Origin of the sequence: Erythrobacter sp. HKB08, from assembly GCF_004114695.1 — a bacterium.
GTDB lineage: Bacteria > Pseudomonadota > Alphaproteobacteria > Sphingomonadales > Sphingomonadaceae > Parerythrobacter_A.
Genome location: NZ_CP035310.1, coordinates 1,818,959 through 1,841,281, shown reverse-complemented (window position 1 = coordinate 1,841,281; position 22,323 = coordinate 1,818,959). Strand labels below are relative to the sequence as shown.

Annotated in this window: 24 protein-coding genes; 16 read left to right on the top strand and 8 right to left on the bottom strand. The window is 62.7% G+C overall.

The features are described from left to right. Positions 1-24: 24 nt before the first annotated feature. Entirely contained in the window at positions 25-546 is a 522-nt protein-coding gene (locus EO245_RS08870) for a hypothetical protein (protein WP_128892581.1), read from the bottom strand. A gap of 149 nt (positions 547-695) precedes the next feature. Between EO245_RS08870 and EO245_RS08865 the strand changes: the two genes are divergently transcribed. From EO245_RS08865 to EO245_RS08835, 7 genes are all read left to right on the top strand, one after another. After that, positions 696-1,274 carry a hypothetical protein gene (locus EO245_RS08865; RefSeq protein ID WP_128892580.1) on the top strand — a complete coding sequence of 193 codons (579 nt, stop codon included), beginning with the start codon at positions 696-698 and terminating at the stop codon, positions 1,272-1,274. A gap of 45 nt (positions 1,275-1,319) precedes the next feature. Then, on the top strand, positions 1,320-2,549 hold the full coding sequence (gene tyrS, locus EO245_RS08860) for a tyrosine--tRNA ligase (protein ID WP_128892579.1): 1,230 nt from the start codon (positions 1,320-1,322) through the stop codon (positions 2,547-2,549). A 114-nt stretch (positions 2,550-2,663) separates the two neighbouring features. Next, on the top strand, positions 2,664-3,002 hold the full coding sequence (locus EO245_RS08855) for a PilZ domain-containing protein (RefSeq protein WP_128892578.1): 339 nt from the start codon (positions 2,664-2,666) through the stop codon (positions 3,000-3,002). An 83-nt stretch (positions 3,003-3,085) separates the two neighbouring features. Continuing rightward, the gene (locus EO245_RS08850; protein ID WP_255416938.1) at positions 3,086-4,396 is read left to right on the top strand and encodes an MFS transporter; all 1,311 of its coding nucleotides are present in this window, start codon (positions 3,086-3,088) and stop codon (positions 4,394-4,396) included. Continuing rightward, on the top strand, positions 4,393-5,310 hold the full coding sequence (gene cysK / locus EO245_RS08845) for a cysteine synthase A (protein WP_128892577.1): 918 nt from the start codon (positions 4,393-4,395) through the stop codon (positions 5,308-5,310). The genes EO245_RS08850 and cysK overlap by 4 nt, the downstream gene beginning before the upstream one ends. Before the next feature lie 195 nt (positions 5,311-5,505). Continuing rightward, entirely contained in the window at positions 5,506-6,543 is a 1,038-nt protein-coding gene (locus tag EO245_RS08840; RefSeq protein ID WP_128892576.1) for an FAD-dependent oxidoreductase, read from the top strand. 50 nt (positions 6,544-6,593) lie between these two features. Continuing rightward, the gene (locus EO245_RS08835; protein ID WP_234026865.1) at positions 6,594-7,235 is read left to right on the top strand and encodes a dienelactone hydrolase family protein; all 642 of its coding nucleotides are present in this window, start codon (positions 6,594-6,596) and stop codon (positions 7,233-7,235) included. Between the two features lie 58 nt (positions 7,236-7,293). Here EO245_RS08835 and EO245_RS08830 read toward each other — a convergent pair whose 3' ends face one another. From EO245_RS08830 to EO245_RS08815, 4 genes are all read right to left on the bottom strand, one after another. After that, positions 7,294-9,099, bottom strand: a complete 1,806-nt coding sequence (locus EO245_RS08830) for an acyl-CoA dehydrogenase C-terminal domain-containing protein (RefSeq protein WP_128892574.1) — start codon at positions 9,097-9,099, stop codon at positions 7,294-7,296. Between the two features lie 34 nt (positions 9,100-9,133). Continuing rightward, the gene (locus EO245_RS08825; protein ID WP_128892573.1) at positions 9,134-9,577 is read right to left on the bottom strand and encodes a MerR family DNA-binding transcriptional regulator; all 444 of its coding nucleotides are present in this window, start codon (positions 9,575-9,577) and stop codon (positions 9,134-9,136) included. 30 nt (positions 9,578-9,607) lie between these two features. Beyond that, positions 9,608-9,991 (bottom strand): phosphoribosyl-AMP cyclohydrolase, encoded by a 384-nt coding sequence (hisI, locus tag EO245_RS08820; RefSeq protein WP_128892572.1) that lies wholly within the window; start codon positions 9,989-9,991, stop codon positions 9,608-9,610. Positions 9,992-10,355: 364 nt separating this feature from the next. Beyond that, entirely contained in the window at positions 10,356-11,093 is a 738-nt protein-coding gene (locus EO245_RS08815; RefSeq protein ID WP_128892571.1) for a ComF family protein, read from the bottom strand. Between the two features lie 54 nt (positions 11,094-11,147). Here EO245_RS08815 and EO245_RS08810 point away from each other — a divergent pair, with 54 nt between their 5' ends. Further along, positions 11,148-11,906: a methyltransferase gene (locus EO245_RS08810; protein WP_128892570.1), complete on the top strand. Its 759-nt coding sequence runs from the start codon at positions 11,148-11,150 to the stop codon at positions 11,904-11,906. Here the strand turns inward: EO245_RS08810 and ppdK are convergent. The 3 genes from ppdK to EO245_RS08795 form a co-directional block, all read right to left on the bottom strand. Beyond that, positions 11,903-14,572, bottom strand: coding sequence for a pyruvate, phosphate dikinase (gene ppdK, locus EO245_RS08805; RefSeq protein WP_128892569.1), 2,670 nt, complete (start codon positions 14,570-14,572; stop codon positions 11,903-11,905). The genes EO245_RS08810 and ppdK overlap by 4 nt on opposite strands. Before the next feature lie 93 nt (positions 14,573-14,665). Next, complete coding sequence (gene glyS, locus EO245_RS08800; protein ID WP_234026864.1) at positions 14,666-16,810, bottom strand: glycine--tRNA ligase subunit beta; 2,145 nt, start codon at positions 16,808-16,810, stop codon at positions 14,666-14,668. Then, a complete protein-coding gene (locus tag EO245_RS08795) occupies positions 16,777-17,676 on the bottom strand; it encodes a glycine--tRNA ligase subunit alpha (RefSeq protein ID WP_128892568.1) in 900 nt (299 codons plus the stop codon). Before EO245_RS08795 ends, glyS begins: the two co-directional genes overlap by 34 nt. A 194-nt stretch (positions 17,677-17,870) precedes the next feature. Here EO245_RS08795 and EO245_RS08790 point away from each other — a divergent pair, with 194 nt between their 5' ends. The 8 genes from EO245_RS08790 to EO245_RS08755 all read left to right on the top strand — a co-directional run bounded on the left by EO245_RS08790 (position 17,871) and on the right by EO245_RS08755 (position 22,314). After that, positions 17,871-18,191 carry a UrcA family protein gene (locus tag EO245_RS08790; protein ID WP_128892567.1) on the top strand — a complete coding sequence of 107 codons (321 nt, stop codon included), beginning with the start codon at positions 17,871-17,873 and terminating at the stop codon, positions 18,189-18,191. A 111-nt stretch (positions 18,192-18,302) separates the two neighbouring features. Next, on the top strand, positions 18,303-18,680 hold the full coding sequence (locus tag EO245_RS08785) for a hypothetical protein (RefSeq protein WP_128892566.1): 378 nt from the start codon (positions 18,303-18,305) through the stop codon (positions 18,678-18,680). Between the two features lie 21 nt (positions 18,681-18,701). Next, complete coding sequence (locus tag EO245_RS08780; protein ID WP_128892565.1) at positions 18,702-19,085, top strand: hypothetical protein; 384 nt, start codon at positions 18,702-18,704, stop codon at positions 19,083-19,085. Beyond that, the gene (locus EO245_RS08775; RefSeq protein WP_128892564.1) at positions 19,078-19,596 is read left to right on the top strand and encodes a hypothetical protein; all 519 of its coding nucleotides are present in this window, start codon (positions 19,078-19,080) and stop codon (positions 19,594-19,596) included. The genes EO245_RS08780 and EO245_RS08775 overlap by 8 nt, the downstream gene beginning before the upstream one ends. 127 nt (positions 19,597-19,723) lie before the next feature. After that, entirely contained in the window at positions 19,724-20,170 is a 447-nt protein-coding gene (locus tag EO245_RS08770) for a hypothetical protein (RefSeq protein WP_164931295.1), read from the top strand. Next, positions 20,167-20,364 (top strand): helix-turn-helix transcriptional regulator, encoded by a 198-nt coding sequence (locus tag EO245_RS08765; protein WP_128892562.1) that lies wholly within the window; start codon positions 20,167-20,169, stop codon positions 20,362-20,364. Before EO245_RS08770 ends, EO245_RS08765 begins: the two co-directional genes overlap by 4 nt. 88 nt (positions 20,365-20,452) lie before the next feature. Further along, a complete protein-coding gene (locus EO245_RS08760; RefSeq protein WP_128892561.1) occupies positions 20,453-21,430 on the top strand; it encodes a TraB/GumN family protein in 978 nt (325 codons plus the stop codon). A gap of 113 nt (positions 21,431-21,543) precedes the next feature. After that, a complete protein-coding gene (locus EO245_RS08755) occupies positions 21,544-22,314 on the top strand; it encodes a TraB/GumN family protein (protein ID WP_164931294.1) in 771 nt (256 codons plus the stop codon). Positions 22,315-22,323 lie beyond the last annotated feature (9 nt).

The window sequence follows — 22,323 nt, the reverse complement described above, 5'->3', positions numbered from 1 at the left end:
GCATTTTGGTAGTGGTCATGGGTTTCAAAGCCGTCCGGCGATATGGATTTGGCGACAGGTTTCGCTGTGGAACTCCGGTTTCCCGTCCGGAAAGGCAGGTGCCCAGAACTGGATCCTGCCCTGCATATCCTCGACGATGGCGTTGAGGGCGACGTCGGCGGGCAGTGGTAGCTCCGAAGCGATTTCGGTTTCGAGAACGAGCTCGCCATCCGAATGGGAGCAGCTGATCGAAATCGCCTCGACCGGCGCATCCCGGCTGTTGAGACGGAAATCGTCGAAATCATAGCAAGCCCAGCGCGAAGAGGGGCTGAGGTTGAATTCGCGGTAATAGCTGTCGCCGCGCGGCTGCCAGAAAATCTCGAAGCACGTCGTCTTCCAGAGATTGTCCATCCGCTCGCTCATGGCGGGCTCGGGAATCTTGATATTTGCGATATCGCCCTGGAGCCTGAAGCGCGCCCGGCAGCCTTGCGCCGTCGGCTCGATTTCGGCCGAGACATGCTCGATGGGACCGGCCTCGCAATGCGGATGGAGAACAAGCTGATGCATTGCCCTCGCTATCGCGTAGCCTGCTGGGTGCTGCAAGCGGTTTGGCCACATTTCGGCGCGTAACCCGCGCAATTCGGATGACATCTTTCGAAGCTCGTGGGATATCGCCGCCGATGGCGCGATTGCTTGCGCCGAGTGAGGGATCGCACATGAAATTTCTGACGACTGCTATTGCCGCGACGCTGGTCACGAGCGCAGCTCTTGCGCAGGATACCAAGTCCGAGAAGCTGGACGGCGGTGTATCGATCGCCCTTTCGAAGGGGTGGAAGGTCGAGCGTTTCGTAAACCCTGCGATGAACATGCCTTCGATGAAGGAAATGATGGTCGGTGCGAGCGAAACGCGGCTGCGCAAGGGCAGCACGGGCGTCCTCGTCAGCTACATGCATTTCAAGACCGACAAGAAGCCCGACGGGATGGACGAGGCCGCACTGGCGAGCCAGGAAGAAGCCGTGATCAGGGCAGGCACGCAGTATCTGCGCCAGTCGGTCGAAACCGAAGTCTCGCCGCGCAGCGAAATCGTCGGTGAACTCGGCGTTTCGCTCGCTACGCTGACTGCGCGCTCGGGCGAGAAGTTCAATGTCCGCGCGGGCTATCCCGGCGGCTGCGTGACGACTGGCAGTATCCGCCGCGGGGCCGCGGTCTGGGCAGTCTCCGTCGCTTCGGATTCGTGCTCCAGCGGCACGCACACCGAGATGGTGGACGCCCTCTACAGCGCCTCGAGCGAGTAAAGCCCGCTTGCACAGTGCGCTTCGCGTGCTAGGCGCGGCAACGCTATGAGCCAGTTCGAATCCGATCTCCTGCGCCTGCTCGACGAGCGAGGCTACATCCACCAGCAGACCGATGCCGAGGGCCTCGATGCCCTTGCGCAGAAGCAGGTGATCCCGGGGTATATCGGCTTCGACGCAACGGCGCCCAGCCTGCATGTCGGCAGCCTCGTCCAGATCATGATGCTTCGGCGCCTGCAACAGGCAGGTCACAAACCCATCGTCGTGATGGGTGGCGGGACGACCAAGATCGGCGATCCGAGCGGCAAGGACGAGAGCCGCAAGCTGCTCACGTCCGAACTCATCGACGAGAACATCGCCGGCATCCGCAAGGTTTTCGAGCGACTGCTGACGTTCGGTGACGGTCCGACCGATGCGGTCATGGTCAACAACGATGAGTGGCTGTCTGAACTCGGCTACATCGAGCTCCTGCGCGATGTCGGTCCGCACTTCACGGTCAATCGAATGCTCACCTTCGATTCGGTGAAGCTGCGCCTCGAACGCGAGCAGCCGCTGACCTTCCTCGAATTCAATTACATGATCCTCCAGGCCTACGATTTCCTGGAACTGGCTCGTCGTTACGACTGCCGCCTGCAGATGGGCGGGAGCGATCAGTGGGGAAATATCGTCAACGGCATGGAACTCGCCCGCCGCATGGAAGGCCGCGAGCTATTCGGCGTCACCACGCCGCTGCTGACGACCGCCGATGGCGCGAAGATGGGCAAGACCGCTGCCGGCGCGGTCTGGCTCAACGAGGAGCAGCTGCCGAGCTACGATTTCTGGCAATACTGGCGCAATGCAGACGACCGCGATGTGGGCCGTTTCCTGCGCCTCTTCACGGACCTGCCGCTCGACGAGATCGCACACATCGAATCGCTCGAGGGCGCCGATATCAACCAGGCCAAGATCGTGCTTGCAAACGAGGTCACCAAGCTGGTGCGCGGCGAGGAAGCTGCTCGCTCGGCGGAGGCTACTGCAGCGCAGACCTTCGGCGCTGGCGGAGCCGGAGAGGACCTTCCCACGCTGGCAGTCGGTGATGAAGGCATGCGCATCGGCGCGGTGCTTACCGGGATCGGCTTCACCGCTTCGAACGGCGAAGCGAAGCGCAAGCTGGCCGAGGGGGCCGTGAAGCTCGACGGCGAGACCGTCAGCGAACCCGGCCATTTGGTCGAGATCGCTTCCGGCGATGAGGTGAAGATCAGCCTCGGCAAAAAGAAGCACGGCATCCTGACGCGATAAGAAATCCGCCAAAAACGGCGGTTTTGTCCCATTTTCGGACAATTTCTTTTACAGAATATCAGGCTTTTTGGCCCATTAACGATCCTCGTTCGCAACAACGAGGGGTTTAGGAACGTGTCAGTTGGAGCTCAGCTTTCGGTAACCGATCAGCGCCGTGCAACGCGCCATCCGGTCGACTATCCCGTAATCGCGGAACACAATGTTCGCGGCGATGTGCAACTGCATATTTCGAACATCTCGGCCCACGGCTTCATGGTCGACAATGCCGAAGACCTCAATCGCGGCGATCGCATCATCGTGCGCCTCCCGGTCGTCGGCCGGATCGAGGCCTATGTGATCTGGGTCCGCGACGAGCGCGCCGGCTTCCAGTTCGAACGCATCATCCGCCTCGACGATTTCGACGCGATGATCGACACGCTGCAGCCCAACCCCAAGCTGCGCCGTCGCCGCTGAGCGGAAGCGCCTGAAGCCCCGCTTGGGGCTCGCAAAACCAATCGATCCTTCCCAAGCGCCATCGCCCCTGCCATGGCGCTTGCGTGAGCGAAGCGGCAATCCCCAGCGAACCGACCCACCCGTTCCGGGTCCCTAATTTCCGCGCCTATTGGGTATCGCGCCTGTCAATGACGCTGGCGCAATATGCGATGCTGCTCATCATCGGGTGGCAAACCTACAATCTCGCCCGCGATAGCGGCATGAGCGTAGGCGAAGCGTCCGGCCAATTGGCGCTGATCGGCCTTCTCCAGTTCCTGCCGCTGTTCGTGCTCACCCCTTTTGCGGGGCTTGCAGCCGACAGGCTCGATCGCCGCAATGTCGGTCGTTTCACGGTTGCCCTGCAATTGCTTTGCGCGGCGCTGCTCGGTTTCCTCACATGGAGCGACGAGATTTCGATCCCGTGGCTGTTCGCCGTCGCGATCCTGCTCGGCATTGCCCGTGCGTTTGCCGGTCCTGCCCTATCGGCGCTCTCTCCGAACCTTGTGCCCAAGGCAATCCTGCCGAACGCCATCGCCCTGTCATCCATTGCCTGGCAGGTCGGGATGATCGTGGGTCCGGCGATGGGCGGCTATTTCTACGCCATTGAACCGGCCCTTCCCTACGCCGTCGCAACTGGCCTTTTCTTGGTGTCGACCATTGCGCTCGGCGTGATCTCGAAAGTCCCGCAGCCACCTGTTCGCAAGGACCAGCGCCCCATCGGGCAGGTCGTCGACGGGCTCCGTTATGTCATTCACAACAAGATGGTGCTTGGAGCGATCACGCTCGACCTCTTCGCCGTTTTCCTTGCCGGGGCGACTGCGCTTTTCCCGGTCTACGCCCGCGATATCTTGCAGGTTGGCGAGACCGGCCTTGCCCAGCTGGCTATGGCCCCTGCGGTCGGAGCGGCACTGACTGCGCTGTGGTTCAGTTTGAGGCCGCTTAAAACGAATGTCGGACCGAAGATGCTCTGGGCAGTGGCGATCTTCGGCCTTGCCACGGTAATCTTCGGTATCTCGAAAAGCATGCCGCTGAGCCTCGCGATGCTGTTCATCGTCGGCGCGGCCGACATGTTCAGCGTCTACATCCGCCAGTCGCTGATCCAGCTGCACACTCCCGACGACAAACGCGGGCGCGTCTCCAGCGTATCATTGCTGACCATCAGCGCGTCGAACGAGTTCGGCGATTTCTTCTCCGGATCGCTCGCCTTCCTGATCGGGCCGGTGCTGGCAGTCGTTTCCGGCGGGATCGGTGCGATCATCACGGTCGGTATCTGGGCGCGCATCTTCCCGGTCCTTCGCACCACGCGGACCTTTGATCCGCCAGACGAATTGCTAGATAATCACGAGACAACCCACCCCGAGGGAGAGAAAGCATGAAAGCCGGTTCCATTCTCGAAACGATTGGCGGCACCCCGCATATCCGCCTGTCCCGCCTCTTTCCCGACCACGAAGTGTGGGTGAAGAGCGAGCGGGCGAACCCCGGCGGATCGATCAAGGACCGCATCGGCCTTGCAATGATCGAAGACGCCGAGAAGGCCGGCAAGCTCGAGCCCGGCGGCACGATCATCGAACCGACCAGCGGCAATACCGGCATCGGCCTTGCGATGGTCGCCGCGGTCAAGGGCTACAAGCTCGTGTTGGTCATGCCGGAAAGCATGAGCCTCGAGCGTCGTCGCCTCATGCTTGCCTACGGCGCCAGCTTCGACCTGACGCCCAAGGAAAAAGGCATGAAAGGCGCGATCGAGCGCGCAACCGAACTGGTCGAGAAAACCGACGGCGCATGGATGCCGAGCCAGTTCGACAATGACTCGAACTGGAAAGTTCACGTCGCCACCACCGCGAAGGAGATCCTCGCCGATTTCCGCGACGACCCGATCGACGTAATGATCACCGGCGTCGGCACCGGCGGCCACCTCACCGGCTGCGCGGAAGAGCTTAAGCGCCACTGGTCGGACATGAAGGCCTATGCCGTCGAACCCGAACTTTCGCCCGTCATCAGCGGGGGACAGCCTGCCCCGCACCCGATCCAGGGCATCGGCGCGGGCTTCATCCCGGGCAATCTTCACACCCAGTCGATCGACGGTGCGATCCCTGTGAACGCAGAGGACGCCAAGGAAATGGCTCGCCGAGCGGCGCGCGAAGAAGGCATGCTGGTCGGCATTTCGAGCGGTGCGACGCTGGCTGCAATCGCTAAGAAGCTGCCCGAGCTCGATGCCGGCACGCGCGTACTGGGCTTCAATTACGATACGGGCGAGCGCTACCTCTCGGTACCCGACTTCCTGCCGGAATAATCCGCGACCTCGACCGCACACTTGCGGTTTGCCATTCCCCTCGCTCGGCCTACAATCGCAGGCTGAGCGGGGGGATTGCTTTTGCGGCCTGATATCGATCGACGCGGGTTCATTGCGGGCGGAAGCGCCGCGTTGGTGCTCGCCGGTTGCAGTCCCGGCCCGATCAGTTCGACGTCACTGGCGCCAACTCATCCGATGCTCACGCCATTCAAGGCAGATCGCCAGCACCTGATGAAGGTCACGGTTTGCCTGCGACCGTTCAGGCCCGCCGGACCGAGGCTGGAGCTGGAGAGGTTCGGCGAAAAGGCGGTCGTCCATAATTACGGCCACGGCGGCTCGGGCTGGTCGCTCAGCTGGGGTTGCGCCGAGGATGCCGTATCCCTCGCGCGAAGCACCGGTGAAAGCGAGTTCGCGGTGATCGGCGCTGGCGTCATCGGACTTACCACCGCGCTGCGCCTCGTAGAAAGCGGCGCCAAGGTCACGATCTACGCGCAGGAGTTCCCCAGCGAGACGCGCTCTGCCCGCGCGACCGGTGTCTGGTCGCCCAGCAGCCGCATCGCACTCGCCGACCACGTCGACAGCGGATTCACCGCGCAATGGGAGAAGTGGGCGCGCCATTCCTATGGAGCGCATCGCTCGCTCATCGGCACGCTTGGCGATCCCGTCGAGTACCTGCCGAGCTATGAAATCTCCGAGCCGGACCGCCCTCGCCCGCCGCGTGCATCGCGCCGGTTCATGCATCTCGATAGGCTGGTCCGCGACATGGAGCCGGCCTGGTCCACATTCACCGCGGAAGAGGGCATTCTCCCGGGAAGGCAAGGCAATGTCGGCCAGGGCATGGTGTTCAACGTCGCGAGTTATGCCGACCGACTGACACGCCAGTTCCTGATGCGCGGAGGGAAGATGGTGCGCCGCGCCTTTTCTGACCGTGCGGCAATGCTGGACCTCCCGGAAAAGACCATTGTCAACTGCATGGGCTATGGTGCGAAAAGCATCTGGGGCGACGAAACGCTCGATCCCGTGCGCGGCCAGATCAGCTGGCTCGTCCCGCAATCGGATGCGCGATACTCGATGTTCTATGATGGAGTATTCGCTGTCGGTCGGCGCGATGGCGTGGTGCTGCAATATGTCGGGCCCAACGAGGACTTCGGCTATGGCGTTACGGATGAGAGTGTCGATTCTGCAGAAACGGAGCGGGTACTCGAAACGATGCAGAGGCTGTTCGCGACGTGACGCTCGAACCGATTGACTACCAGGACGGCGATATTGCGCTTCGAGCCCATGTGGCTCGGCCTACACGCGAGCCAAGGGCGGCAGTCGCCGTCTTCCCGACAATCCACAACATCACCGAGAGCGTCGCCGACAAGGCGTTAAGCCTCGCGCGCGACGGCTATCTCGCCATGGTGATGGATTTCTACGGCGAGGAGGTCACCGCCGATAATCCAGGACCTCCACTGGCCGAGAAACTGCGCGCGGACACCGATATCTATCGCCAGCGCATCCGCGCCGGGCTTGCCGCGCTGGAGCGGGAGGCCGGATCGCTTCCCATGCTGACGATCGGTTTCTGCATGGGCGGTCAGGCGGTATTGGAGATGGCTCGGGAAGGTTCGGATCTGGCCGCGGTCGCCAGTTTCCACGGACTGCTGGAAACTGGCAGGCCTGCCGTACCTGGGGTTTCGAGGCCGCGCATCCTCGTCTGCCACGGAGATGCCGACCCGCTGGTACCACGCAGCCAGGTCGTCGCATTCTGGGAGGAAATGGACCGGGCCGGTGCCGACTGGCACTTCCACGCCTACAGCGGCGTCAAGCACGGCTTCACCAACCCCAAGCCGCCACCTGGCCTCAACGCTGTCGGCTACGACGCAAGCGCCGACCGGCAAAGCTGGGCCGCGATGCACGCGTTCTTCGACGAGGTTCTGGCATAAGAAAGGGGGGCGCTTCTCCTCGAAGCGCCCCGCCCTATTTGCGAACTGTGGATAGTGCTCAGGCCGCAGTGGCGAAAGCCTCTTCGCCCAGTTCCATCATGCTGTCGGCACCGGTTTCGATCTTCCGGCGCAGTGCACCGGTGTCCGGAATGAAGCGGTCCATGAAGTAGCGCGCGGTGGCGATCTTGTTCTCGTAGAACGAAGCGTCTTCCGGCGAACCGGCAAGCGCTTCCTTCGAAACCTTCGCCATGCGCAGCCACATCAGGCCGAGCGTCACGATGCCCATAATGTGCATGTAGTGATGCGCACCGGCGCCCAGGTGGTTCGGGTTCTGCATTGCGTTCTGCATGAACCACATCGTCGCGGCCTGCTGCTCGTTGAGCGCCTTTTCGAGCTTCTCTGCGAGCGGGCCGAGAACCTCGTCACCCTTGGCGTCTGCGATATCGTCGGCAACCACCTTGAAGAAGGCCTGCACAGCAGCGCCACCGTTCTGCGGGAGCTTGCGGCCGCAAAGGTCCATCGCCTGCACGCCGTTGGTGCCTTCGTAGATCATCGCGATACGCGCATCGCGAACGAACTGGCTCATGCCCCATTCCTCGACGTAGCCGTGGCCGCCGAAGACCTGCTGCATGTTGGTCGCGATGTCGTAGCCCTTGTCGGTGCCGTAGCCCTTCATCACCGGCGTCATCAGGCCGATGAGTGCGTCGGCTTCGGCACGCTCTTCCTCGGTCGCAGCCTTGTGCGTGAGATCGACCAGCAGGGCGCCCCACAGGCACAGGGCGCGCATGCCCTCGGTGAAGGCCTTCGCGTCCATCAGCATGCGGCGCACATCCGGGTGGACGAAGATCGGGTCGGCCTTGGCTTCCGGCTCTGCCGGGCCGGTCAGAGCGCGGCCCTGACGGCGGTCGAGCGCGTAGGCGACGGCGTTCTGGTAGGCGACTTCGGCCTGCGCGAGGCCCTGGATGCCGACGCCGAGGCGAGCGGCGTTCATCATAATGAACATGGCGGCGAGACCCTTGTTCTCCTCGCCGACCATCCAGCCCTTCGCGCCGTCGTAGTTCAGGACGCAGGTCGAATTGCCGTGGATTCCCATCTTGTGTTCGATCGAACCGCAGGAGACGGCATTGCGCTCGCCCAGCGAACCGTCCTCGTTCACCAGCACCTTCGGCACGACGAAGAGCGAGATGCCCTTGGTCGAATCCGGCGCACCCGGCGTCTTGGCGAGGACGAGGTGAATGATGTTGTCGGTCAGGTCATGCTCACCGGCCGAGATGAAGATCTTCGTGCCGGTGATCGAATAGGAACCGTCGCCGTTCGGCTCCGCCTTGGTGCGGATCATGCCGAGGTCGGTACCGCAGTGCGGTTCGGTCAGGTTCATCGTCCCGAGCCACTCACCCGAGATCATCTTCGGGAGGTACATCTGCTTCTGCTCGTCCGAACCTTTCGCCATCAGCGCGGAAATCGCGCCGGTGGTCAGGCCGGGATACATCGCGAATGCCTGGTTCGAGGTTGCCATGAACTCCTCAATCACGAAGCCCATGACATGCGGGAATCCCTGGCCGCCGAATTCTTCCGGCGTCGAGATCGTGCCCCAACCGCTTTCGACATACTGGTCGAATGCTTCCTTGAAGCCCGGAGGGGTCGTGACCGAACCATCCTCGTGACGCGTGCAACCATGCTGGTCGCCGACCTGGTTGAGCGGCGCGAGCACTTCGGAGCAGAACTTGCCTGCTTCGTTGATGATCGTGTCGGTCATGTCCTGCGTTGCGTTCTCGAAGCCCGGCAGGTTGCCGAAGGATTCGAGGTTGAGAACTTCATTGACGACGAAGCGCGTGTCGCGCGTCGGGGCATTGTAGATCGGCATTGGATGTCCTTGGGATCAGGGGGTGAGGGAGAGGTCAGTTGTTGGGATCGAGCTCTTCGATCTGCTTGATGAATTCGGTCAGGTCCTTGATCGACGAATCGATGTCGGCGCGCTGAGCCTTGAGCTTGGCGACATGGGTCTTGCACTTCTCGACCGTGACACGGCGCTGTTCGACGCGGCCGTCGTCGAGATCGTAGAGATCGATCATCTCGCGGATCTCGGTCAGGCTGAAACCGACGTTCTTGGCCCGCATGATCCAAGCGAGGCGAGCACGATCACGCTTCGAGTAAACCCGGGTGAGGCCGACGCGAGCAGGAGCGATCAGGCCTTCGTCCTCGTAGAAACGAAGCGCCCTAGCCGTGCAGCCGAATTCTTCGGTCAGATCGGAAATGGTGAACTGTTCGCGCGCCAGCTTGTCCGGCCGCTCGATGTGTGCGCCGCCGTGCTTGCGGCCTTCTTCTGTGTTGACGCTAGCCATGCCTCTCCATAGCTAACCTTTACGTAAGCGTCAATCGGCGACGGGCGTGAGCCCTTCCCCCTCGACCATGCGGTAGAAGCAGGACCGCGCTCCCGTGTGGCAAGTCGGCCCGGCCGGTTCCGCCATCAGGATCACAGCATCCTGGTCGCAATCCGTCAGGACTTCATGAACCGTGAGCACATTGCCCGAGCTCTCGCCCTTCATCCATTGCTTGCCGCGCGAGCGGGAATAGAAATGCGCAAACCCGGACTGCAGGGTCTGGTCGATCGCTTCCTGGTTCATGAAGGCAACCATCAGGATTTCGCGGGTCGCAAAGTGCTGGACGACTGCCGTCACCAGCCCCTTGTCATCGAACTTGGGCGCGAAGCGCGACCCGGTCTCGCGCTCCTCTTTGCTAAGCGCCTGTGAAGTCATGCAGAGTCAGTCCTCGGTGAAGCGCCTTGCAGGCGCGATGGTTTGTTGCACGATAACCACAGATACTGTCGAAAATCCATGGCGCATTCCTTTCGCACTTCACCTGAGACGGGACTGGTGGAAGACATGCTCCCACGTTCCTTCAGGGGGACGTCACCTAAATGCGGTGCTCGTAAAAAGTGCCAAGTTCAGGGGGATAGGGTAGCTGCCGCAACCAAGCTGGCGCGCCCGTTGAACGATGAGGGATTGGACCGCGGCAACCAAATTAGGGGGTGGTTGCCAACGCCGAAAGGCCGGTCCGAAGATATTCGTCACGTGGCGCCCGGGATCGAAAGATCTCGGGCGTTTCGTTTGTCGGGATTGCTCAATCGAGCACGCGGGCGAAGCAGGAAATGGCGACCGTGTTCGCCCCGCCCTGCTTCAACGCATCGACGCAGGCGGCAGTTGTTGCGCCGCTGGTCAGCACGTCGTCGACGAGAACCACATCCGCCCCGGCGACATGCTTTGTACTGGCGCGTGAAACCTCGATCGCACCGCGCAGGACCTTCGCGCGTTCCCTGCGACCCAGGCCGCCGAGAGCCTGGGTCCGCCTCCGCCTCACCAGCGCATCGACAAGCAACCGGTCGCCGGTCGCCTTGGCAATCTCTCTCGCCAGCAAGGCAGACTGGTTGAAACCGCGCGACCACAAGCGGCTCCAGTGTAGCGGCACCGGTATGACGAGGCGCTCGCTCGAAGCAGCCGGCAGTCTTGCCGTCATAAGCCGCGCGAGCATCGGCGCCATTGCGATACGGCGTCCGTGCTTGAACTTGAGCACCAGCTGGCGCGCAGTTTCGTTGTAGAGGCTGGCGGCATAAATGCCGTCGTGACGCGGAGCCTTCGCAAGGCACGCACCACAATCAAGCTCATCGGCGATGATGTCCTGCTCAAGCGGGCGCTGGCACGATTTGCAGGCAGGTTGCCCCGGAACATCCAGCCCCTCCCAGCATGAAACGCAGAGCCCGTCCTGCGCGCCAAGCCCTTCGCCGCACAAAGGGCAGCGCGGTGGATAGACAAGATCCACCGCCGGCCCGAATACCGATGCTGCAAGTTGCGACCCCCGCATGCCTGCGTAGTGCCGCGCTTGCACGGCGAGAGCAAGCACGGCATGGGCGCTCGCATGCAAGGCACGCGCCCACCGACCATTTTCTCCAGCATCCGACGCTCGTCCGTGAAAGATCGCAGCGCATCGCGCCAGCGTTTGCCGGATGCCGCGCGCTATCTCGTCGAAGCGATTGCCGACGATGTGGAAGAGCGGCTCGGCTTCATGAATTTCGAAGCCGCAAACATCCTTCTGCTCGGCGACCGTGGCGGAGTAATTGAAAGTCGATTGCGCAGTCTTTTCCCCGAAGCGCAATTGTCGGCACCGCTAAGTGTCGATGAAGGGCAACCGCTTCCCAGCAGCGACCACGATCTCATCGTCTCGGCCTTCGATCTGGCAACCGTGAACGATCTTCCAGGGGCGCTTATCCACCTGCGCAGCGCGCTCGCCTCGGGCGGGCTGCTGATTGCGGCATTTCCGGGCGCGGGTAGCCTGTCCGCGCTACGCCGCATCATGTTCGAGGCGGATGGCGAGCGTGTCTCGCCGCGCATCCATCCCCAGGTCGACAGCCCCTCTGCAGCCGCGCTTCTCCAGCGAGCGGGTTTCACGCGGCAGGTGGTCGACAGCTGGCCGGTCAACGTGCGTTATTCGTCGCTAACAACACTCGTGTCCGACCTGCGCGACCATGGGATGACGTCGACGCTAGCATCGCCCGCCCCGCCGGTCGGAAAGGCCGGAATGCAGCGCGCACAAGCTGCGTTCGAAAGACTATCGGATGACGAGGGAAAGCTTCCGGAAAGCTTTGAAATCCTCTCCCTAACTGGGTGGAAAACCTAACTCTTCGCCTTCAACGAAGCCTGCGCACTGGCAAGCCGTGCAATCGGCACGCGATAGGGCGAAGCGCTAACGTAATCGAGCCCGACGCCTTCGCAGAATGCGATACTCGCCGGATCGCCGCCGTGCTCTCCGCAGATGCCGAGCTTGATATCGCCGCAGGTCGCGCGGCCGCGTTCGGCGGCGAGCTCAACCAGCTGCCCCACACCTTCGACATCGAGGCTGACGAAGGGATCGCGCGCAAAAATGCCGCGCTCGACATAGGGGGCGAGGAAGCGGCCGGCATCGTCGCGGCTGACGCCGAGCGTCGTCTGCGTGAGATCGTTGGTCCCGAAGGAGAAGAACCGAGCTTCTTCCGCAATTTCGCCTGCGACGAGCGCAGCGCGCGGCAGTTCGATCATGGTGCCGACAAGATACTCGACCTGGTATCCCGTCTCGCCGAACACTTCGCCCGCCACGCGGTCGACGAGCGCACGGAGGATTTCCAGCTCGCGCTTGGTGGCAACGAGCGGGATCATGATCTCCGGCACGGGCGCGTCGCCGGAGGACTTGGTCACCTCGCAAGCGGCCTCGAAGATCGCGCGCGCCTGCATCTCGTAGATTTCCGGGAAGGTAATGCCGAGGCGGCAGCCGCGATGGCCGAGCATCGGGTTGAATTCGTGAAGCTCCCCTGCCCTGCGCTTGAGCTGGTCGACCGAGTGCCCGGTGGCCTCGGCGAGATCGGCGAATTCCTCGTCGCCATGCGGCAGGAACTCGTGCAGCGGCGGGTCGAGCAGGCGGATGGTGCACGGCAATCCGGCCATCACCTCGAAGATTTCGCGGAAGTCGGCGCGCTGTTCGGGCAGCAGCTTGTCGAGCGCAGCCCGGCGGCCCTTCTCGTCCGAAGCGAGGATCATCTCGCGCACGGCACTGATGCGCGCAGCATCGAAGAACATGTGCTCCGTGCGGCACAGGCCAATGCCCTCGGCACCGAACTGGCGCGCCATGCGGCAATCGTCGGGCGTCTCTGCATTGGTGCGAACGCGCATGCGGCGATGGGCATCCGCCCAATCCATGAGAGTTCCGAAATCGCCCGCAAGCTCGGGTTCGAGAGTCGCGACCTTGCCCGCCATGACCTGTCCGGTCGCACCGTCGAGCGTGATCACATCGCCTTCGACCAACTCGCGCTCACCGATGCGGACGGCGCGCTTCTCGCGGTCGATCGAGACGGCGGCAGCGCCGGACACGCAAGGGCGCCCCATTCCGCGGGCGACGACGGCCGCGTGGCTCGTCATGCCGCCGCGAGCGGTCAGGATGCCGGTCGCGGCGTGCATGCCGTGAATATCCTCGGGCGAAGTTTCGACGCGGACGAGGATGACCTTCTCGCCGCCATTCGCCCATAGCTCCGCCTTGTCGGCATCGAGCACGATCTTGCCGCTCGCAGCACCGGGCGATGCCGGAAGGCCGGTTGTCAGTACGTCGCGCTCCGCATCGGGGTCGAGCATCGGGTGGAGCAGCTGGTCGAGAGCCATCGGATCGACGCGCAGGATTGCCTCCTCCTGCGAGATGAGCCCTTCGCCGACCATGTCGACAGCCATCTTGAGCGCGGCCTTCGCAGTGCGCTTGCCCGATCGGGTCTGCAGCATCCAGAGCGTGCCGCGTTCCACGGTAAACTCGATGTCCTGCATGTCGCGGTAGTGCGTTTCGAGCAGGTCGAACACGCGGGCGAGCTCGGCATAGGCGTCAGGCATCGCCTCTTCCATGCTGAGCGGCGTTGCGCCGGCCGTCTCGCGAGCGGCCTTGGTGAGATATTGCGGCGTGCGGATACCGGCGACGACATCCTCGCCCTGGGCGTTGATGAGATATTCGCCGTAGTACGCCCGCTCGCCGGTGGAAGGATCGCGGGTGAAGGCGACGCCGGTGGCCGAGGTGTCGCCCATATTGCCGAACACCATGGCCTGCACGTTGACCGCCGTGCCCCAGTCGCCCGGGATATCGTTCAGGCGGCGGTAGACCTTGGCGCGGTCGCTGTCCCAGCTGTCGAAGACGGCGCGGATCGCGCCCCAAAGCTGCTCGTTCACGTCCTGCGGGAAGTCGCGGCCAAGTTCTTCGGCAACGATGCGCTTGTATTCGCCGACCAGCTCGCGCCAGTCTTCGGCTTCCAGTTCCGTATCGCTGTAGAAGCCCTTGTCTTCTTTCGCAATTTCGAGAGCTTCCTCGAAGAGACCGTGATCGAGGCCGAGCACAACGTCGGAATACATCTGGATGAAGCGGCGGTAGCTGTCCCAGGCGAAGCGTTCGTCGCCCGAGGTTGCGGCAAGACCGGCAACCGTCTCGTCGTTGAGGCCCAGGTTGAGGACGGTGTCCATCATGCCCGGCATCGAAACGCGCGCGCCAGACCGGACCGACACAAGCAACGGATTATCCTTGTCGCCCAGTACCTTGCCGACGGTTGCTTCGATGTGGCCGAGCGCCTCGGCGACGTCGCCGCGCAGCTTGTCGGAGAATTCCTCGCCGCGTTCGAGGTAGCCGACGCATTCCTCAGTCGTGATGGTGAAGCCGGGCGGGACCGGCAGGCCGATGCTGGCCATTTCGGCCAGGTTCGCGCCCTTGCCGCCGGTGACGGTCTTGTCCTTCTGGCGCGGATCGGAATGGTCCGCTGCGCCGCCGAATGTGTAGACCGTCTTCACTGGCTTCCCCTTTTTGGAAGAAACCGGCTCAGCCAGAAGCCTGCGAGGCCGAGCCGGTGTTACACATGTTACACTGTTCCGGGTGGCTTGCCCTCACCCTTCGATGCGGCTGAAGTCCGACACGCGGTGAACCGCATCGCGGAAGCGCAGCAGCAGGTCCAGCCTCGCGGTGCGCTTGTTTTCTTCGTCGGCATTTACCGTCACTTCATCGAAGAACGCATCGATCGGTGCGCGAAGGCTCGCGAGGGCGGACATGGCCGCCTCGAAATCTTCTGCCTCAATCGCTGCCGCCGCCTTGGGTTCCGCAGCGTCGAGCGCGTCGATCAGCGCCTTCTCGGCCGGCTCGGGCGTGTAGGAGAGTTCCTTCGCGTGGCGCTCGGCCATCTTGGCGTCGATCACCGCCTTCATGTCGGGATCATCGACCAGAGCGAGCGGATCTTCCTCGCCAGTGCGGGCGATTTCGCCCTCGATTCCGTGCCAGTCTTCCTTCTTGAGGATATTGGCCGCACGCTTGTAGCCTGCGAGCAGGTTGGTGCCGTCCTCCGTCGTGATGAAGCCCTGAAGCGCCTTCACCCGGGCGAGCAGCCGAACGAGATCGTCCTCGCCGCCCAGCGCGAACACCGCGTCGATCAGATCGTGACGAACACCGGCTTCGCGCTGCTGCACCTTGAGGCGGTCGGCGAAGAAGTCGAGGAGGTCGCCTTCGCCCGCACTCATCCGGATGCCGTTGTCGGTCAGGATGCGAATGACGCCGAGTGCAGCACGGCGCAGCGCGAAGGGATCCTTCGATCCGGTCGGCTTTTCGTCGATCGAGAAGAAGCTGCGAAGCGTGTCCAGCTTGTCCGCGAGGCTCACCGCAACCGTCACCGGCGCGGTCGGAACATCGTCGCCCTGCCCCACAGGCTTGTAGTGATCCCGGATCGCATCGGCGACGGCATCGGGCAGGCCTTCGGCGCGGGCGTAGTAGCCGCCCATCAGGCCCTGAAGCTCGGGGAACTCCCCGACCATCTCGGTGACGAGATCGGCCTTGGCGAGGCGTGCAGCCTGCTCGGCGAGATCGGGGTCGGCGCCCTTTACGATCCCTTCCTCGGCCAGCCAGCGGGCGAGTTTCGCCACGCGGTCGACCTTGTCGGCCACGGTGCCGAGCTTTTCGTGGAAGGTAATGCGTTCGAGACCCTTGGCATGTTCCTCGAGCGTTTTCTTGCGGTCGACGTCCCAGAAGAAGCGTGCGTCGGACAGGCGTGCGGCGAGGACCTTGCGGTTGCCGTCGACCACGCGCGCGCCGCCGTCTTCCGCCTCGATATTGGCGGTGCAGATGAAGGCATTGGCGAGTTCACCGTCCTTCTCGCACACGAAATACTTCTGGTTCACGCGCGCGGTGAGCTGGATCGTCTCGGGCGGCACTTCGAGGAAGTCTTCCTCGAACCGGCCAAGCAGCGGGACGGGCCATTCGGTGAGGCCGGCGTTCTCGATCACCAGCCCCTCGTCCTCGACCAGAGTCAGGCCGGCAGCCTCAGCCGCCTCCTTCGCACCCTTGCGGATCGCGTCCTGGCGCTCTTCGTGGTCGACGATGACATGGGCTGCACGCAGCTTCACCGCATAGTCGTCGGCATTTCCAATAGTGATGTCGCCCGAGTGATGGAATCGGTGGCCGAGCGTGACAGCGCCAAAGGTGACGCCATGAACCTCGCATTCGACGATTTCTTCGCCGAGCAGCGCGACGATGCCGGAAAGCGGACGCACCCAGCGCAAGGACTCGGTGCTGATCGAGGCAGCGCCCCAGCGCATCGACTTCGGCCAAGCGAAGTCGCGAATGATTGCCGGAATGGCGTCGGCCAGAAGGTCCTTCACCGCCCTGCCCGGCTTCTCGATCACCGCGAAGTAGGTCGCACGTCCCTTGACGTCACGCACTTCGAGCTGGTCGCGAGTGACGCCATTCTTGCGGCAGAAACCTTCGACCGCCTGGTCGGGCGCTCCTTCGGGCGGGCCCTTGGCTTCTTCGCGAACCGCCTCGGTCGCTTCGGGAAGACCGCGCGCGATCAGGGCAAGGCGGCGCGGCGTCGACCATACGGTGACGTCGCCCACGGCAACCCCGGCAGCGTCCATCTCGCGGCGGAACAGCTTTTCGAGTTCTGCGCGTGCACCGGCCTGCATCCGGGCCGGAATTTCTTCGCTGCGCAGTTCTAGGAGGAAGTCGGAAGCGCTCATTTCGACCACTCCGGATATTTCTGCGCCCATGCGTCGGCTTCCTTAGCCATGTAAGCTTCGCATGAACCGCGAGCGAGATCGCGGACGCGGCCCATGTAGCTGGCGCGTTCCTGCACGCTGATCACGCCGCGCGCCTGCAGCAGGTTGAAGATGTGGCTCGCCTCGATCGCCTGCTCGTAAGCGGCGATAGGCACTTCATTGGCGAGCGCGTTCTTGCACTCGGCCTCGGCCTTGTTGAACAGGTCGAACAGCGCATCCGTCTCGGCGACTTCGAAGTTCCACTTCGACATCTGTTTCTCGTTCTCGAGGAAGACGTCGCCGTAAGTTACGCCCTGCCCGTTGAAGTCGAGGTCGTAGACGTTGTCGACGCCCTGGATGTACATCGCGAGGCGTTCGAGCCCGTAGGTCAGCTCGCCCGCAACCGGCTTGCAGTCGAAGCCGCCCATCTGCTGGAAATAGGTGAACTGGGTGACTTCCATCCCGTCGCACCACACTTCCCAGCCAAGGCCCCATGCACCAAGCGTCGGGCTTTCCCAGTCGTCTTCGACAAAGCGGATATCGTGCTTGAGAGGATCGATGCCGATCACCTCGAGGCTCTTGAGATAGAGATCCTGGATGTCGGGAGGGCTCGGCTTCAGGATCACCTGGTACTGGTAATAGTGCTGAAGGCGGTTCGGGTTCTCGCCATAGCGACCGTCGGTCGGACGGCGGCACGGCTGCACGAAAGCGGCATTCCAAGGCTCCGGGCCGAGGGCGCGCAGCGTCGTTGCGGTGTGAAAGGTGCCTGCGCCCATACGCATGTCGTAGGGCTGCAGGATGAGGCACCCGTTGGCGCTCCAAAAATCGTGGAGCGCGAGGATCATGTCCTGAAACGATTTAGACGGATTTCTGTCCATGGTGCGGCGCAATGGAGGAGGCGCTTTGCACGGTCAATAGCGGGATGAATTCCCGAGGCTGACGGAAGGTTTTCCCGACATTGTGTCAGGTTGTGTTGACATTGTAAGCGAATCGCGACATATAGTCAGGACAACCTGACATCCCGGACGGTTGAAACACCCACTGGACCCAACATCCAAGCTGGAGACAAGCAATGACCAAGACTTTCGTAATCGCCGCCGCCGCTATCGCTGCACTCGCCACTCCCGCCGCTGCGATGGACGCACCGGTTGCCAGCGTCGACATGTCCGATCTCGACCTTACTCAGGAAGCCGATCGTGACGTGCTCGACCAGCGCATCGACCGCGCCATCCGCAACGCCTGCCGCGTCCGCGGTTTCGACGCCGTGTCGCGCAAGGCGGAACAGCGCTGCATGACCGCCATGCAGGCCGAAATCGCGCCGAAGGTGGCAATCGCCATCGATGAAGCCCGCACCGGTCGCCTCGCCGCGATCACGCTCGATCCGCGCGGCTGAGACTTCGTCACCGGAGGGCGTTTGCATCATGGCGCCCTCCGGTGGACGCCACCCCCTTACTAGAAAGACGATCACTTGACCGACCGACCGCCAAGTCCTCGCGAGAAATTAGTGCGCCGCCACAACCTCGCCACGGTGATTGCTGCGATCTCCTTTGCAATCGCCCTTCTCGCCGGCGACGGTATGGTCGAGGCGCTGCAACCTGTTCGCGCAGCGGCCTATTTCATCATGCTGATCGCGATCGTGGTGATGTTTCGCACGAGAAATGCCGACGAATACCTCGCCGCAATATGGGGTAGCGCAACCAGCGTGGCCTTTGCCGCACTGGTCCTGCTTCTCGTCTTCGCGCCGATGCTCGAAGGGTTCTGGGACGGCTTGACCGGCAATGAGAGCGGCCAGGACCTGACCGCATCGGCGCTGGGCATGCCGCTTGCCCTTGCTTCATTCTTCCTCGCCAACCTCTGGGCGCGCGTGCGCGGCACTATCTGACGAACGGGACCCGCAACAGCCATGCCCTACGAACCCAAAGCCCTCACGGCCGACGATCGCAACTTCGCCCTCCACATGATGTGGGTCGGTCTCGCCAGCTCGCTCGCGCTGCTCGTCAGCAAGCTGTTCGGCCTGTTCCACATGGTCGACATGATCGCGGGAGGATTCACCGCGGGCACGCTGATCGGCCTCGCCTTTGCAGGCCGGCAGGACGAACATTTCCTCGGACTCGTGAACTTCGCCGCCCGCTGGGCGCTCGCGGTAACCGGCGTCTGGCTGTTCGCCAGCATCGCGCCGGTTTCGAAAACCTATGTGGACGATACCAGCCTCGGGCTGGTGATCGTCGCGGCGACCTTTCACATCGCTTTTGCATTCGCACGCACGAAAGGGAATTACGATGTTTAAGCTGAAGGGTCGCTCCGAAGGGACAAGGTCCAAGGAAGCCTTGCGCTACCGCGCCTACATATGGCTGATGAACCTTGCCCTCCTCGTGACATTCGCGTGGATCCTGGAAATCATCGTCCGGCGCAGCACGGGCATCCCCGGCCTTGGCCTGACGGGCACGGCCGACTTCATCGCTTTCCTCATTGTCCAGGTTTGCAGCTTCGTCCTGCCGTTCTTCCTGATGCTGTTCCGCTTCATGCGCGACGACTATACCGAGATGCTGTGGAAACGTTCGGTGGTCGTCCTCGCCTATTTGGTCGCCATTTTCCCGATCGCCTTCGCGGCGGTTGCATGGAGCGCGGAACTGGGCCTTCCGAAGGATGGCGGAGCCTATGCGGCATGGCGGACGATCTACGAGCCCTTCATCGCGCCCGGGGCCCCGGCAGACTACGTCGTTTCCATGGCCTGGAAATATTACATGGCCGCCTTTGTCATCATCTTCCAGTTCCTGCGCTGGTGGGATTCGAGATAGCCATGAAGCGCCCTGCCCATCCTCTCTTTTTCGGAGTACTTTCGTGACCGCTAATGTCGACAAACCTGCCACTGGCAAGCGAGCCAAGCGGAAAGGCGACCGTCGATACCGGCTGTATTTCCGCCTGATGGATGCCTGCCTCCTGTTCCTCTTCGTCGGCCTGATCGATCAGGCAGCAGAGTGGGTCGGGCTGCACGATGCGTGGGGCGGGCTACACGATAAGCATGGCAGCCACCCTGCGTGGTATGTCGCGCTTGGGGCGGTCACCCTCATCTTCAATTTCCTCGTCGCACCTTTCCTCATCCTCGCCAGTTTCATGCGCGACGAGTATGCCCAGCAACTCTGGCAGCGCACCGTCGGGCTCTTGGTAAAAGTCGTGACCTTCTTCCCGATGATCGTGCTCGCTTTCGGGATCGTAACGCAGTTGGCCACCGGTTCGCGCAGGCTGCCGGCGATACTTGCTCCACTGCTTGAAACGGCCACCTGGGTCACGGCCATGACCATCGGGTGGCTCGTATTCTGCCTCTTGTTTGTCGTGATCTTCCAGTTCCTGCGCTGGTGGGATTCGAGATGAGGAACCGCCTGCGCGTCCTTAGAGCCGAGCGCGAATGGAGCCAGGCGGAGCTTGCCGTCCAGCTCGACGTGTCGCGTCAGGCGGTCAACGCGATCGAGACGGGCAAACACGACCCGTCGCTTCCGCTCGCATTCCGTATTGCCCGGCTGTTCGACATGCCGATCGAAGAAATCTTCATAGACGAGGCAGAATGACCGTGGTTCTTGTCAAACGTCTTCTTCCCAAGCTCGCTTTCTAGGGCTAGGTTTTCGCACGGATTTTTCACACTCCAGGGATCGCATCATGAAACTTTTGAAGAACAGTCTTTCGCTTGGCCTTTCCGCAATGGCTCTCGCCTTTGCCGGCCCCGCCCTCGCGCAGCATGAAGGGCACGAGGGACATGAAGGCCACGAAAACCACCAGTCGACGCCGACGACGGTCGCGACGACCTCTCTCCCTGCTGCCGAGGTCGAAGTCGCCACCCCGGCGCTATGGAAGGTCGCCGACGAAGACAGCACGATCTATCTGTTCGGCACCGTGCATGCCCTTCCCGAAGGTCTCGAATGGTACGCCGGCCCGGTGAAGGACGCGCTGGAAAGCGCCGACATCCTCGTCACCGAAATCCCGATGGGCAAGGAAGACGAAGCCAAGATGGCGCAATACGCGCTGGCACAGGGCATGCTGCCGGAAGGCACGACGCTGCGCTCGCTGCTCGATGAAGAAGAAAACGCGACTTACGCGGAAGCGATGGGCAAGCTCGGCATGCCCGCCAACGCATTCGACCGCTTCGAGCCGTGGATGGCGAGCCTGACGCTGACCATGCTTCCGCTTCTGCAGCAGGGCTACTCGGCCGATGCGGGCGTCGAAAAGCGCCTCATCAATATCGCCGGCGAAGACATGGCCAAGGGCGCGCTGGAAACGATCGAGTTCCAGATCGGCATTTTCGACGGCATGCCGCAGGACGAGCAGGTCGATTTCCTGATCAGCACCGCCGGCCAGGTCGACAAGGCCAAGCCGATGCTCGATGAAATGGTCGCCGAGTGGGTCGAAGGCGATCCCGATGGGCTGGCGGAACTGATGAACAAGGGTTTCGAGGACGATGCCGAGCTGGCCGAAGTCCTGCTCTACAAGCGCAACGAAGACTGGGCCGGCAAGATCGAGGAGAAGCTCGAAGGCGCAGGCGTGATCTTCATCGCGGTCGGCGCGGGCCATCTCGCCGGTGACCGCAGCGTGCAGGATTACCTCGCCGAGCGGGGTATCGAGACCGTGCGGGTGCAGTGATCAGGAAAGGCGGCCTTGCTGCGCTAGCCGCGCTCCTGCTGGCTGCCTGTTCTGCCGGGCAAGGAGGGGATGACGAAAGCTCCCCTCCACCCTCACCCGCTTTATATGAAGTCGTGTCGGCCGGAGGAGAGCTCGAGGGCTGGGTCTTCGGCACGATCCACTCGCTTCCCGACGGAACCGACTGGCGCACCGATGCCCTCGAACGCGCGGTACAGGATGCAGAGGTGCTGGTGGTCGAAGTGGCCGGACTCGAAGACGGCGCGGCAATCGCCGAGACCTTCGCCGAATTGTCCTACAACGACCAGACGATCCCCATCCGTTCGCGCGTGCCGGCGGACAGGCACGAAACGCTCGAAGCGCTGCTCGATGAGGCCGGCATCTCTTCCGTCCAGCTGATCCACAGCGACACATGGGCAGCTGCGCTGTCCCTCGCGCGCGTCACCGGAACCGGCGACCCCGAGAATGGCGCGGACCGCTGGCTCATCTCTGCATTTTCGGACAGGCCTGCACTCGAACTCGAAGGCGCAAAGGCACAGCTGGGTATCTTCGACGCCCTGCCCGAGAAGGAACAGCGCGACCTCCTGCTGCTGGTGCTCGAGGAATATGAGCGCGGCAAGGAACCGGCACGCGATTTGGCTGAAGCATGGCGTCTCGGCCGGATCGACGAAATCGAGCAGGCAGGCCGCATGGGTCTCCTGTCCGACCCTGAACTGCGCGATGCACTTCTTACGCAAAGGAACCGGGCCTGGGCTGGCAAGCTGGACAGCATTGCGAAGGCGCGGCCGCCCATGCTCGTCGCGGTGGGAGCCGCGCATCTGCCGGGAGAAGACGGTATCCTTACCCTTCTTGAACAGCGCGGCTACTCCATCCGCCGCATCCAGTAACCACGACCT